The organism is Massilioclostridium coli (genome assembly GCF_900095865.1).
GTDB lineage: Bacteria > Bacillota > Clostridia > Oscillospirales > Ruminococcaceae > Massilioclostridium > Massilioclostridium facile.
The window spans coordinates 1,556,149-1,570,427 of record NZ_FMIZ01000007.1 but is presented as its reverse complement, the minus strand read 5'-3'; the positions used below and the strand labels follow the sequence as shown (position 1 = coordinate 1,570,427).

General features: G+C 36.6%; 9 protein-coding genes. 5 read left to right on the top strand and 4 right to left on the bottom strand.

Annotated features, from left to right (window positions below; translation table 11 throughout):
* Positions 1 to 149: 149 nt before the first annotated feature.
* On the top strand, positions 150 to 1,163 hold the full coding sequence (locus BQ2683_RS12190) for an AraC family transcriptional regulator (protein ID WP_069989268.1): 1,014 nt from the start codon (positions 150 to 152) through the stop codon (positions 1,161 to 1,163).
* A 42-nt stretch (positions 1,164 to 1,205) separates the two neighbouring features.
* On the opposite strand, the gene BQ2683_RS12185 is transcribed toward BQ2683_RS12190, so the two are convergent.
* Positions 1,206 to 2,180, bottom strand: a complete 975-nt coding sequence (locus tag BQ2683_RS12185; RefSeq protein WP_069989267.1) for an alpha/beta fold hydrolase — start codon at positions 2,178 to 2,180, stop codon at positions 1,206 to 1,208.
* A gap of 256 nt (positions 2,181 to 2,436) precedes the next feature.
* Here BQ2683_RS12185 and BQ2683_RS12180 point away from each other — a divergent pair, with 256 nt between their 5' ends.
* A complete protein-coding gene (locus BQ2683_RS12180) occupies positions 2,437 to 3,243 on the top strand; it encodes an amino acid ABC transporter substrate-binding protein (protein WP_069989266.1) in 807 nt (268 codons plus the stop codon).
* An 812-nt stretch (positions 3,244 to 4,055) separates the two neighbouring features.
* On the opposite strand, the gene asnS is transcribed toward BQ2683_RS12180, so the two are convergent.
* From asnS to BQ2683_RS12165, 3 genes are read right to left on the bottom strand one after another with little or no spacing between them, the layout of a single operon-like run.
* Positions 4,056 to 5,450 carry an asparagine--tRNA ligase gene (asnS, locus tag BQ2683_RS12175; RefSeq protein ID WP_069989265.1) on the bottom strand — a complete coding sequence of 465 codons (1,395 nt, stop codon included), beginning with the start codon at positions 5,448 to 5,450 and terminating at the stop codon, positions 4,056 to 4,058.
* A gap of 37 nt (positions 5,451 to 5,487) precedes the next feature.
* On the bottom strand, positions 5,488 to 5,691 hold the full coding sequence (locus BQ2683_RS12170) for a heavy-metal-associated domain-containing protein (RefSeq protein WP_069989264.1): 204 nt from the start codon (positions 5,689 to 5,691) through the stop codon (positions 5,488 to 5,490).
* 13 nt (positions 5,692 to 5,704) lie between these two features.
* Complete coding sequence (locus tag BQ2683_RS12165) at positions 5,705 to 5,971, bottom strand: metal-sensing transcriptional repressor (protein ID WP_069989263.1); 267 nt, start codon at positions 5,969 to 5,971, stop codon at positions 5,705 to 5,707.
* Positions 5,972 to 6,258: 287 nt separating this feature from the next.
* On the opposite strand from BQ2683_RS12165, the gene BQ2683_RS12160 reads away from it, so the two are divergent.
* From BQ2683_RS12160 to BQ2683_RS12150, 3 genes are all read left to right on the top strand, one after another.
* Entirely contained in the window at positions 6,259 to 6,738 is a 480-nt protein-coding gene (locus BQ2683_RS12160; RefSeq protein WP_069989262.1) for a gamma carbonic anhydrase family protein, read from the top strand.
* A 509-nt stretch (positions 6,739 to 7,247) separates the two neighbouring features.
* Positions 7,248 to 13,067 (top strand): discoidin domain-containing protein, encoded by a 5,820-nt coding sequence (locus tag BQ2683_RS12155; RefSeq protein WP_069989261.1) that lies wholly within the window; start codon positions 7,248 to 7,250, stop codon positions 13,065 to 13,067.
* Positions 13,068 to 13,392: 325 nt separating this feature from the next.
* Positions 13,393 to 14,259: a tyrosine-type recombinase/integrase gene (locus BQ2683_RS12150; RefSeq protein WP_069989260.1), complete on the top strand. Its 867-nt coding sequence runs from the start codon at positions 13,393 to 13,395 to the stop codon at positions 14,257 to 14,259.
* The last annotated feature ends 20 nt before the right edge of the window (positions 14,260 to 14,279 follow it).

Below are 14,279 nucleotides of genomic sequence, written 5' to 3'. Positions count from 1 at the left end.
GTAGAGTAGGGGAGGTAATTTTTTGCTTGAGTTGAGGAAATTCTTTGTTGAATTGTGTGAAATTAAATAAAAACACCTATCAATTATATGTATTTTATAGTATAATTACAATAGAATAAAAAGTGGAACAAAGTTTTTGAGGTGATTTTATGGAAAAAGAAGAACTATTGGAGTCTTTTTTTAGTTTGGAAGGGGCAATCCAGATTGCGTTAGATACTTATTATCAATTTTTGTCCAATATAAAAGGAAAAAAACTACCTCCTAATAAAAATATAGAATACTCCAGTGAACATAGTGAGATGAATTTTGACGCCTTTGCAAAAAATGAGAATGTTGCTGTTTTTTTCCACACCAACCATACAAAATATGCAATTGAAACTTCAGATGTCCCTTTACATAACCATGATTTCTATGAAATTAATTATATCTACCGTGGTTCTGTAACCAACCAGCTTAATGACCAGACTATCCATCAGGACATAAATAAAATTTTATTGATGAATCCTTATGCGTATCATTCCCCACGGGTGGATACACCAGATACTATTTTATTCAATATCCTGATTCGAAAAAATTTTACAGCGGAAATCCTCAGTGATTTAAGTTACCAGGACAGTAATTTAATGAACCTATTTTTATCTGGAAGTTTGGGGATGAGTCCAATCCAGCCTTATTTAGTATTTGACAATACTCCAAGGATTAATTTTCTGTTACAGGAAATGATACGGGAATTTTACAATAAAAAGCCATATTACCAACAAATTTTATATTCTAAACTGATGGAACTTTGGTCGATGTTCGCACGGCAGAAAGAAGAAAAAAACGCAGCCAAAAAAGGGCAGTATCCAAGTGATATCAATGAGATTTTAAATTATATACAGCATCATTGTGGCTCTGTCTCTTTGGAGGAAATCTCAAAAAAATTTGGTTTTTCTGTCAGTCATCTTTCTCGATATATCAATAAGTATACTGGATATAAATTCAATGAAATCTTGCACCAGTTTAAAATGCAAAACGCAGTCAATTATTTGACTCATTCCAATTTGACAATTCCGGAAATCACAGAGATTGTTGGTTATAGCGATGTAAGTTATTTTCGCAAAGTATTCAAAAAAGAATTTGGAATTTCTCCTAACGCTTATCGGAACCAATCGAAACAATAAAAGGAAAAGGCTTGATGGTAATTTTTCCATCAAGCCTTTTAACTATTGATTGTAGTTGGTGTTGTCAGTTGTTTTTTTCTTTTTGACGTGGTTTAAGATCCAATCTAAAATGTCGTTATATACTTTTAATTTACCCACTTCGTTTAGGATTTCATGTCTCATGTTGGGATAAAGGATACATTCTAAATCTTTGAGGTTGGCAAAATACAATTCATTTCGGACCTTCCAGACACCTTTTCCATAATTCCCGACGGGGTCAGATTTTCCCGCAATCAGAAGGAAAGGCAGCTTTTTAGGGACTTTAGATGCCCACGCCTTTTGAGAGACTTCTGTTAACAGATGAAATAAATCGCGGAACCCACTGGCAGTAAAAATAAAGGTACATTTTGGATCATTTTCATATTCTTCTGTAACCTGCCTGTCGCTGCATACCCAGGCATATGGAGTTTGGTTTCTGGGGCGGCAACGGCGGTTATACTGAAAAAACACAAGGGATTGTAACAGTTTACTGCGATGCCTTGTGCCTTTTAATTTGCAAATCCAGTCCGCTAAGGTGATTTTAAAATGTCCTCTTCTTGGTCCAGAAGTGCCGCAACAAATATAACCATCCAATTCTTTCCCATATTTAGTAATGTATTTTCTGGTAATAAAAGAGCCCATACTATGCCCTAATAAGAAATAGGGGAGGTCAGGGTATCGCTTTTTCATTTCCAAATAACATTGGCGTACGTCTTTTACAAGATATTGATATCCATCTTTTTCTCCAAAATAACCTAAGTCATTCTGGTTCCATTCTGTTACAGTTTGTCCATGCCCTAAATGGTCGTGTCCACAGACTATTACCCCATATCCATTTAAAAATTGGGCAAATTCTTCATAACGTTCTATATATTCACACATACCATGGGTGACTTGTAAGATTGCTTTTGGAGGAGTAAGAGGGGTCCAAATCACGCCATATATGGTATCTTTTCCGTTAGAACTGGGAAAAGTAAAGGTCAATTTTTGAGAATTCATCATCAACATCCTTTAATTTGATTATTTCCATATAACATATTATATCAAAATAGGCACTTAAAGTCTATGGACAAAAATATGACAAGTAAAAAATACTGTTAAAATATTGTAAAATAAAAAGATATAAGGAGAAAGACGGAGATAATGCGGAATATTCTTATTTTTTAACAGTTTATCGTGTTAGCAATTTAATGTAGTAAAGTGTATAATAAATTCATAACTTAACTTATGAATTTGATTAAAAGGAGTGTATATTATGAAAAAAAGAATTTTATCTGTTATATTAGCGGCAGCATTATCTTTAACTGTATTTGCTGGATGTGGAGGTGGAAACGCAGACACTACTGGCGATGCAGCGAACAAAGATACCTATGTAATTGGTTTAGACCCAGAATTTCCACCAATGGGGTTTAAAGATGATTCCGGTAATATTATTGGTTTTGATATTGACTTGGGGGACGCTGTTGCGGAAGAAATGGGCGTTACTTTTAAATATCAGCCAATCGACTGGGCTTCCAAAGAAATGGAATTGGATACTGGAAGTATTGATATGATTTGGAATGGCTTTACCAAAACCCCAGAGCGTGAGGAAGGGATGACTTTAACCAAAGCATATTTGGATAATGCACAGGTAATTGTAGTGCCTGCCGATAGTTCTATTAACAAAAAAGATGATTTGGAAGGCAAAAATATTTGCCTGCAAAAAGACTCCAGTGCAAAAGATGCTTTGGATAAAGATGAGATTGCTTCTAAGGTAGGTTCTGTTTCTGAACTATCCAGTAATGTGGATTGTTTCCAGGATATTGAAATGGGACGTACTGAAGCGATGGTGGTAGACAAAGTAGTTGCGAAATATTATACTAGTTTGGAAACTAATGAAGGAAAATTCCGCATTTTGGAAGATGAATTATCAGAAGAAGAATATGTTATTGCAGTGAAAAAAGGCAATGATGAATTAAAAGATAAAGTGGAAGAAGCAATCCAAAAAGTAATTGACAGTGGAAAAGGCGCTGAAATCTCCGAAAAATGGTTTGGGGAAGATATCATTAGTTTTGATGAATAATCTCTTATAACAATAATAAAAAAGAAAGGCTGATATTAAACTATTAATATCAGCCTTTCTTTTTTATCATGTTTTAGTTATGTTAATTTTTGGGACGTAAGTACAAAATAATCAACGAATAAGAGAAAGAGCAGTGGAATCAATATGGTGGATAAGATTGATATTATTCCCATTGATAATTAGAACCAGAACAATACATATGCTGCTGATAGAATCGCAATGATACATTGTAAACCGAATCCTAACAACAATACCGTCAGCACCTCTTGTAAAATTTGTCCGCTAGCTATAAACATCGTTAACACAATATTGGCAAGTACTAAAAATAAAATCATGGGAACCAGCTCAAAAATGGGTTTTATACTGAGTTGGAAATTGATAAAAACAATATACCCTTAAAATTGTTTGAATGATAGGAACATTTCGGATATATAGTAGGATCTCAATTGTTTTGTATATATAAGTACACACATCTCTAAAATACGTTGGATAAAATAAAGCCCAGCGTTTGTATCACTTCTATAAAACTAGCAGATACAGAAGTGATGTACAAAAATTTTGTTATAACATCCAATCAAGTGGAGATAATGGGAATCTCACTAAGAGAGTTAACGATAAATGTGATACTGAAACATGGAATGAAAGAGATAAAATAGTAAGTAAGATTTGCATAATAGATGCAATAATAGTTCGAATCCCGACCACAAGAGAAACAAGGGGTTTCATTTTTTAATCTTATAGTATAGATGTGCTAAAAAATTACCCAACAAATCGATTTGCTGGGTAATCACAAATAGAACTACAATATTGTATTAATATTCAGCAGAACCAGTTGTTCTTGGGAATGGCAATACATCACGGATGTTGGAAATACCAGTCATATACATAATCAGGCGTTCAAATCCCAAACCAAAGCCACAGTGTTTGGTGCCACCAAAACGGCGTAAATCCAGATACCAGGAATAATCCTCTGTTTTCATGCCCAGTTCTTCAATCCGTTGTTCCAGAATATCCAAACGTTCTTCACGCTGGCTTCCACCGATAATCTCTCCTACACCTGGAACCAATAAATCCATAGCGGCAACGGTTTTCTGGTCGTCGTTTAATCGCATGTAAAATGCTTTGATTTCCTTTGGATAATCGGTAACAAAGATAGGCTTTTTAAAGATTTCTTCTGTTAAGAAGCGTTCGTGTTCTGTTTGCAGATCAACACCCCAATAAACAGGGTATTCAAATTTGTCCTTATGCTGTTCTAAAATTTCAATTGCTTCTGTGTAGGTAACATGTCCAAAGTCGGAGTGGATTAAATCATTTAAACGTTGTAACAGAGTTTTATCATAATGGGCATTAAAAAATTCCATGTCCGCTGGACAGGTATCCAAAACATATTGCAGTACAAACTGGATCATATCTTTTGCTAATTCCATATCATCTTGTAAATCGGCAAAAGCAATTTCAGGTTCAATCATCCAGAACTCAGCCGCATGACGTGCTGTATTGGAATTTTCTGCACGGAAAGTAGGACCAAAGGTATAGGTTTTTCCAAACGCCATGGTCATGCATTCCGCTTCCAATTGGCCAGATACTGTCAAACTAGTTGGTTTTCCAAAAAAGTCTTGAGAAAAATCAACTTCCCCTTCCTCGGTTAAAGGAGGATTTTTGGGGGCCAAAGTGGTAACCCGGAACATTTCTCCAGCGCCTTCCGCATCACTTGCGGTAATCAATGGGGTATGTGCGTAGATAAAACCACGTTCGTTAAAGAATTTGTGGATTGCGTACGCAGCAGCAGAACGTACCCGGAATACTGCGCTAAATGTGTTAGTACGTGGACGCAGGTGAGCAATCGAACGTAAAAACTCCAAAGAATGGCGTTTCTTTTGTAGTGGATAATCTGGAGAGGATGCCCCTTCCAATTGGATTTCCTCCGCATGGATTTCAAATGGCTGGCGTGCGTTTGGTGTAACTAAAACCTTACCAGTTACAATAATTGCGCTGCCTACATTGTATTTTGCTACTTCTTTAAAGTTCGATACTTTACCATCTTCAAATACAATTTGAACTCCTTTAAAACAACTGCCGTCGTTTAATTCAATGAATCCTAATGCTTTGGAATCACGGATGGTACGAACCCAGCCACCAATGGTAACCTGTGCGCCATCCATTTCTGTATATTTTTGATACAGATCAGAAATTTCTGTTCGTTTCATTTTTATTTGCTCCTTTTTATCTTGTTGTCTAAACAGTTTATTCTGTCTCAATTTTTGTTACTTCAAATCCAACATCTTCGATCGCTTCAATTAACTGCGCGTTTGTTGCTGTGCCGTCAAAGCTAGCAACCCGGTTTTCCAAGCTTACACGCACATTGGATAAGCCTAACTCCTCTAATGCGCCTTTTACACGGTTTACACAATGTTGGCACGCCATACCATTAATATACACTTTTGTCATATTAAAAACCTCCTCAGTTAATTAACTTGCTAATAATATCCTCTAGTTCTTTAGTTTTTTGGTCAATATCTTCGTTGTTTTCCATAGCGGTTCTCATACAACTATGCATATGCCCTGCAAGGATGAGTTTATTCGCACGTTTAAGCATGGATTGGGCGGCTAAAATTTGATTGGAAATATCGATGCAATACCGTTCTTCCTCAATCATTTTTATAATACCCTCTATTTGTCCGCGACAGGTTTTTAGGGCTAACAAAGCCTTTTTCTTTTCCTCTGTCAACCAGGTACCTTCTTTCTAAACTATATTATTAGACTTGTATGATTATTGTATCATTTTACTATCTTGTTTGTCAATTGTGCATCCCCATAAATTTGGTATTTTGTTTATATTTTTACATTATATTTTCACATCTTTTTCGTTATATTTAAAAAGTGGGGAAAATAAACCAAATTGCAATTTAGAAAATCACTTTATAATTGGATTTAGATGTTTTTACCGTTTTATATAGATAAAAATAGAAAATCGGTTTGGATTATGGTATACTAATTACAGGAGGCTGATATTTTATGAAACAACCAATAATAGCAAAAACAGCTTATCTTGTACCGGGGGTTGCCGTAGTAGGGAATGTTTCCATTGGGGAATATTCTTCTATATGGTATCATGCTGTGATTCGGGGAGACTTATCACAAATAAAAATAGGGGACCGTTCCAACATTCAGGATGGCTGTATCCTGCATAGCGATGCTGGGATGCCATTAACTATTGGAAACCAGGTAACGGTAGGTCATGGAGCAATTTTGCATAGCTGTACCATAGGAGATAACTCTCTAATTGGAATGGGAGCTATTGTGTTAAATGGGGCCAAAATTGGAAAGAATTGTATTGTTGGGGCTGGTGCCTTAGTGACACAAAATACAATCGTACCTGATAATTCTTTGATCTTTGGCAACCCTGCAAAGGTGAAACGCAGCCTTACACCAGAAGAAATTCAGCATAATACAGCCAATGCGGAAGAATATGTTGGCTGCATCCCAAACGAATAATAGAAAGAAAAGAAGTATAAAAATAATTTACCATTTATATGAAAAACTTTTTAGTCCATGTGGTAATAAAAAGGTGGGTATAGAAGTACCTGCCTTTTTTAGTTGTACGGTTTTTTATGAAATTAGTCTATAAAAAATTTTGCTTTCTATTACTGAGAACAACAAAATGATAATAGGTAATCTATGGTTTATTATAATAGAATATCCTTATAATCATGGCAAAGGGGAGATAAGGACATCTATTTATATAGGATAAACAAGAAACTATAATTATTGATGCCTATAATTGATACAATAAATAATTTTGTTATTATTTTTACGATAGCAAACTGTAAAAAATAATAAGGAAAGTTTGTGTAAAATGGTGATAGAAAAGTATATATAAAAAAGATATAATAAAATAACATGAAATTGTTAAATTGGTGTCTTAATTTATAACATAGGAAGGAGGAAAGTAGAATATTTTATAAGATACCATTTATATATTTATAACACAAGGAGGAAAAGGCATGAAGATGTGGAAACGTGCCTTGGGAATTTTGATTTCCGGGGCAATCTTATGCAGCAGTATGGTTGGAAATTTTGCTTTTGCTGCGGAAGAACAAGAACATGTCAGCACGTGGGATGCCCAGTGGATCTGGGATGACGATTCAACTGCCCGAAATACTTGGATGGATTTCCGCAAAACAGTAGAATTAACCGAAGTTCCAGAAAAAGCGGAAGCCAGATTGGCAGTAGATTCCCGATATTGGCTGTATATCAATGGTGAATTAGTCGTATTTGAAGGTGGATTAAAACGTGGTCCTACACCGGAAGATGGCTATTATGATGTGGTGGATATTGCCCCATATTTAAAAACTGGCACAAACACTATTGCAGTAAAAGCTTGGTATTGGGGACCAAAAGACCAGTATGCCAGCTATTCCAACTACAGCAGTAAAAAAGCGGGCTTTTTGTTTGAAGCGCAAATTGGAGACCAATTGGTAATCTCAGATGACAGTTGGAAAGTAAAACGGGATGAGGCATATCTGGACGATACCAAAATCGCAGGAGTTGGTCAGCCAAACTACCGAATTCCAGCATATAATATCTATTACGATGCGAGAAAAACAGAAGATAATGGTTGGGAAGAGCCTGGATATAATGACAGTGGCTGGGAGAACGCCACTGAAATGGGACAGGCTCCTTGTGCACCTTGGAATGAACTGTATAAGCGTCCTATCCCATTGACAAAAGATTATGGCTTAAAAGAGTATTTAAATATGGACGAGTACCGGGATTATACCACAACCCAGACAGAATCCATTACCATGAATGTTCCTTACAACGCTCAATTGACCCCATATCTAAAAATTGAAACAGACAAGCCAGGTCTGGAAATTAAAATGACTACCGAAAACACCAATATTGGGGCAGTGCGCAGTACCTATATCACTAATGGAAATGGTGTACAGGAATTTGAAGCACTGGGCTGGTTTAATGGGCAATATATTACATATGAAATTCCAGCTGGCGTAAAAATTATCAGCCTACAATACCGTGAAAGCGGATATAATACCGAATTTACAGGTTCATTTACCAGCGATAATGAATTTTACAACAATCTGTGGCAGATGTGTTTGCGTACCCTATATGTCACCATGAGGGATAACTTTATGGATTGCCCGGACCGTGAACGTGCCCAATGGTGGGGTGACGCCACCAACGAGATGATGCAGATTGTGTACTCCATGGATGAAAATTCCTACCTGTTATATGAAAAAGGTCTGGACCAAATGTTGGGCTGGATGGAAACTGACAATGAAAATGAGTACCGCAATGATGTATTGCAAACAGTAGTTCCAATTGCTGGGGATTATTTTGAACTTCCGATGCAGCAGTTGGCTGGTATTTGCGGTTTCTGGGAATATTATCTGTATACAGGTAGAACCGAATCTCTGGAAAAAATGTACGAGGCTTCCAAAACCTATTTATACAAATGGGATATGGGTAGCAATGGCTTAGTTGTCCATCGTGCAGGTAGTTGGGATTGGCCTGACTGGGGTTCCAATGCAGATGTTCCAGTATTAGAGAACGCTTGGTACTACAAAGCAATGTCCGATGTAGTAAAAATGGCAGAAGTATTGGGATATAAAGAAGATATTTCCGCAATGCAGGAACGTCTGGACAGCATTGAAATGAACTACAATAGCTTCTGGACCGAAAAAGGATACAAATCTACAAATCAAGCGAAACCAGATGATCGTGCCAACGCAATGGCAGTATTGGCTGGCTTGGTGAACGAAAGCCAGTACCCAACAGTAGAAAATGTTTTGGAAACCATCTTTAACGCAAGCCCATATATGGAAAAGTATGTATTGGACGCAATGTGTGAGATGGGATATATGGAACAAGCCCAAAACAGAATGGTAACCCGTTATACCCCAATGGCAACTGATAATGGTTATACTACCCTGTGGGAAATGTGGGATAAAGGAAGCGGAACCAGAAACCATGCATGGTCTGGTGGTCCAATGATTACCATGTCCAAGTATATGGCAGGGGTAAAACCAGTTACTGCCGGTTATGATGTTTATGAGATCACTCCGGATATGGGAGAATTAAACCAAGTTCAAGTTTCTGTTCCTTCTGTAAAAGGTGCGATTGATGTTGCCATGCAACAGGATCTGGCGGTGAATACATTCTCCATGAATGTGACTTCACCAGCAGAAACCACTGCGTTGGTTGCAATCCCTCGCTTTGAAGGGATCAACTCTATTATTACAGCTAACGGTTCTGTTGTATTTGAAAATGGAGTGGCAGTAAACGGAAACCAAAATGTTGTATATACCGGACAAGATGGAAAATATGTTTACTTTACTGTAAATCCAGGCAGCTATCAAATCCAGTCAACCCCTAAAACAGATAGCAAAGAAAGCTACACTGTAACAATTCAGGGTACAGAAGGTGGGACTGTTTCTGTTGATAATACTATAGTAGAACTGCCATATACAACAACAGTAGCAGCGGGTAGTAAACTAACCCTTACCGCAACACCGGATAGTGAACATAGTTTTGACTATTGGAGTGGTTCTATTGGCTCTGAAAATACCCAGATAGAGATTACAGCAAATACTGATTTGAACATTACCGCAAACTTTAAACAAAAAGAACAAAAGGAATACAGCTTAATAAAATTATCCAATCCAGAAAATAATGATGTAATAGTAGAATATAATGGCCAGGATTATACTTTACCAACTACTTTGGTAGTAAAAACAGGTGATGTGGTACAGCTAAAAGCAAAGGATCAAAAATTTGGCATCACCCATTTTATGAACTGGCAAGGCGATATTTATTCCGCTAACTCAGAACTAGCTGTAAAAGTTGACAAGGATATCTCTTTAGAAATTAATAGCGGTTATGCAGCAAATATAAACTTGGCAAAAGGCTCTGAGGTAACTGCAACAGATAGTATGGAAGCTCCTCCAACCTGGAGTAAAAATAATTTAACCGATGGTAATATTTCTACTGGTTATACTACAAATGTAATTGCTAATGTTCAAAATGGCAATGATATTTCCGATCATCCAATAGATATTACCTTAAATTTAAAAGAGCAAAAGAATTTTAACAGCATATCTATTTATCCACGTACCGATGCTGTTACAGCGGATGGAAAAACTCCAAACTTCCCAACGGATTTTATCATCCAAACCAGTACAGATGGAACAAACTTTACAGATGTATTGCATGTACAGGATGATACCAACCCTATGGGAAAACCTCAAATGTATGAATTTGAATCCCAAGATGCACAATACATTCGTCTACATGTGTTAAAATTAGGACCTTATGCAAGCCCAGAAGGTGTTGCTGACCCATACCGGATTCAGTTAGCTGAAATTATGGCTTATAGCACGGATTCTTCCAATGAGCAAATTCTGTCACTGACTGGTACAGGAGAAGGTTCTGTTCTTGTAAACGGCAAGCAAGAAACCTTACCATTTACTGCTTCTTATCCATCAGGTACTACAGTAGCGGTAGAAGCATGCCCAGTAGAAACCGCTATCTTTACTGGATGGAGTGGAACCTATCAGGATAATTCCAAAGTAACCTATATTACAATGAACCAGGATATTACCTTAAATGCTGGTTTTGAGGAATATATTTCCGCTGAAAAACCACTGGAAAATATTGCTTTCGGGAAACCTGTAACAAGTAACAATTCATTGGAAATGGGTGGACCATGGACGGTAAGTAATATTACAGATGGAATTACCGATGCAACGGGATCTGTAGAAGGATACACTTCTTCTGAATTCCAGGACGCGGATATTTCCGCTAACCCAATTGATGTTACAATCAATTTAGGGCAGCCACAACAATTTAGCAAATTAGTATTATATCCTCGTAACGATGTCCAAACTGCAAATGGTGGTACAGAATCACCAAACTTCCCAGTTGGATTTGATATTCAGGTATCGAATAACAATAAAGATTGGTCTACTGTTTCTTCGTATTCCAATTATCCAAATCCACAAAATCAACCAGCTATATTTGAGTTTGAACCTCAAACTGCACAATATGTACGTATTTTAGTTAATACATTAGGGGAACCTACCAATGATGAAAAATTCCCGGATGGACGTGTTGCACGTCGTGTACAATTAACCGAAATAGAAGTATTTGCTCAAGCAGACGATATTACTAACTTTGCCAAAGAAGCAACCATTACAGCAACCAATTCTTACGAGAGTGCTGCATGGAAACTCAGTTTCCTGAATGATGGTATTTTGCAAAGCCAGGGTAGAAATAATGGAAATGTAGGTCCAAAGGGATATTCTTCAGAGGGATATAACACCAAAGATATTAGTGCAACACCTCACCGTATCACCTTCGATCTTGGAAAAGACCGTGTAATCAATAATGTTTCTCTTTATCCAAGGACGGATAGTGATGCAGAAAAAGAGGATTCTAATATCACTGCCAACTTCCCAGAAGACTTTAAGATTTTGGTAAAAGACAGTAATTCTTCTGAATATACCGTAGTAAAAGAAGTAACAGGAGCTAAAATTCCAGATGCTCCGCATACAGAACGCGGATGTTATTCCGTAGATTTTGGCAAGGATGTTACAGCGCAGTATGTAACTATCGAAGTTACCAAATTAGGTCTTCCTACTTATGACGAGAAAACATCTGTTGTGAATCGTGTACAACTTGCAGAAGTTACGATTAATGGAGAATCCTCCAAACAGGAACCAAATTCTGTAGGTAGTATTAAAATCAATCCATTGCAAGGAAGTTCTTTGGGCATTGGAAGCTCTATGCCTGTATCAGCGGTTGTAACACCTTCTACCATGCAAAATAATGATATTATTTGGTCAGTGGAAGATGAAAACGGTATGCCTTCTATGGTTGCAGAATTAAGCCAGGCTAATACAGAAACCCCTGTGCTTCAAGCGAAAATGGAAGGTACAGCATACTTGGTAGCACGGTTTACCAACGGTTCTCCAGCAATGGATAAAGTAAAATTTGAAGTGACAAAACCTGTTGATAAGTCTATTTTGAATCGAGTAATCGCATATGCGGAAGAACAACAGGCATCCGATGAATTTAACAATGTCATCAAAGATGTACAGGAATCCTTTAAGGCGGCATTAGCAGCGGCGAAAGAAGTTTCTGAAAATGCGTATGCGATACAGTCTGAAGTAGACACAGCATGGCAGAATCTGATGAACGAAATCCATAAACTAGGATTTGTTAAAGGTGACATCACATCCTTAGAATCCTTGGTAGCATTGGCGGAAACCTACGACATGAATGACTTTGTAGAAGCAGGTCAGGCAGAGTTCCAGGAAGCATTGAGAGCAGCACAAGAATTGTTAGCAGATAAAGACAATGCAATGCAGGCAGAAATCGAAACAGCAGAAACCAATCTGTTGAACGCGATGCTGAACCTGAGATACAAAGCAGATAAATCCATCCTGGAAAAAGTAATTGCGGAAGCCAACGGCAAAGATGCGAACGCATATACAGCGGAAAGCTATGCAGTACTGCAAGCAGCAGTAGCAGAAGCAAACGCAGTGATGGCGAACGAAGATGCAACCCAGGAAGAAGTAGACGCAGCAGTAGAAAGTGTACAAGAAGCAATGAAAGGTCTGGTAGCAGTAGAAAAACCATCTACCGAAACACCAGATGACAACAAAGCGGATAGTACACAAACAGGGCAAGAATCTACCACAACAAAAGCAAACGCAGCCAAAACAGGTGATGTTGCACCAATCGCAGGAGTAATGGCACTGGTATTGGCAGGCGCAGCAGTAGTAGCTCTGAAAAAGAAAAAATAGTATTTCTTTTCTGTGATGGTTTATAACCACCAATTATAGTGTTAAAAATAAGACCCCCGACCTTTTTATAAGGTTGGGGGTCTTATTTTTATTTCTTTTAATTTTTCATTAAATTTAATCAAAAATAGAAATTTTAGATAGTATAAACGATAAAATACTTAAAAATTTATTAATGTTCCTCTCGTAAATACAAAAAATAAATAGAACAGAATCTATTTACTTGATTGTTCTTTAAAAAGTTTTACGATAAATATATGTTTTTCGACAAAATAACTTATAATATTGTATGAATTTATTCAAATTATTGTTAGGGAGGATATTAAAAATGGAAATCAGCAACGAAACTTACTTTTCTTTAAAAACAGAACATATTTATCAATTTAAACAGGTATTATATGACCGGGAAAATGCTAGTGCTACTATTCGTAAATATATTACCGATATCCGCACGTTTTATTCTTATCTAGGAGATAACAAACAAATTAATAAACAACGCATCCTTCTTTACAAAGAATGGCTCATGGAACATTATGCTATCACCAGTGTAAATTCTATGTTAGTAGCTTTAAACCAGTTTTTAAATTTTCTGAATTTGGAGCATTTAAAAACAAAACAAATCAGGATACAGAATAACTTTTTTATTCGAAAAGAAAAAGAACTAACCAAAGTAGAATACGAAAATCTAGTTAAAACAGCACAGTCTCAAGGGAAAGAACAGCTTGCATTGATTATGGAAACAATATGTTCCACTGGTATCCGAATTAGTGAATTAAACTTTTTTACAGTAGAAGCAGTAAAATTAGGTGTTGCAAAAGTATGGAATAAAGGGAAATACCGTTTGGTATTAATTCCAAATCTGTTGCAAAAAAAATTAAACTGTTATGCAAAGAAAAAACAGATCCAATCCGGTATTATTTTCAAAACAAAAAGTGGTAAACCAAAAGACCGTTCGAATATATGGCGAGAGATGAAAAAAATTGCGGAACTGGCTGGTATTTCACCAGAAAAAATATTTCCGCATAATTTACGACATCTATTCGCAAGAACTTTTTATTGTTATACCAAAGACTTGGTTAATTTAGCAGATATCCTTGGCCATAGTAGTTTGGATATAACTAGAATTTATACTTCCGAAGGGATAGAAGCTTCTCGAAAAAACATTGACAAACTACAACTCATAATAACCATATAGTATTAATTATGTTGTTATTT

Bases quoted from the DNA above. Each gene is read 5' to 3' on its own strand.
- BQ2683_RS12170 (WP_069989264.1), bottom strand. From the start codon at position 5,691: ATGACAAAAGTGTATATTAATGGTATGGCGTGCCAACATTGTGTAAAC.
- BQ2683_RS12160 (WP_069989262.1), top strand. From the start codon at position 6,259: ATGAAACAACCAATAATAGCAAAAACAGCTTATCTTGTACCGGGGGTT.
- BQ2683_RS12155 (WP_069989261.1), top strand. From the start codon at position 7,248: ATGAAGATGTGGAAACGTGCCTTGGGAATTTTGATTTCCGGGGCAATC.
- BQ2683_RS12185 (WP_069989267.1), bottom strand. From the start codon at position 2,180: ATGAATTCTCAAAAATTGACCTTTACTTTTCCCAGTTCTAACGGAAAA.
- BQ2683_RS12150 (WP_069989260.1), top strand. From the start codon at position 13,393: ATGGAAATCAGCAACGAAACTTACTTTTCTTTAAAAACAGAACATATT.
- asnS (WP_069989265.1), bottom strand. From the start codon at position 5,450: ATGAAACGAACAGAAATTTCTGATCTGTATCAAAAATATACAGAAATG.
- BQ2683_RS12190 (WP_069989268.1), top strand. From the start codon at position 150: ATGGAAAAAGAAGAACTATTGGAGTCTTTTTTTAGTTTGGAAGGGGCA.
- BQ2683_RS12180 (WP_069989266.1), top strand. From the start codon at position 2,437: ATGAAAAAAAGAATTTTATCTGTTATATTAGCGGCAGCATTATCTTTA.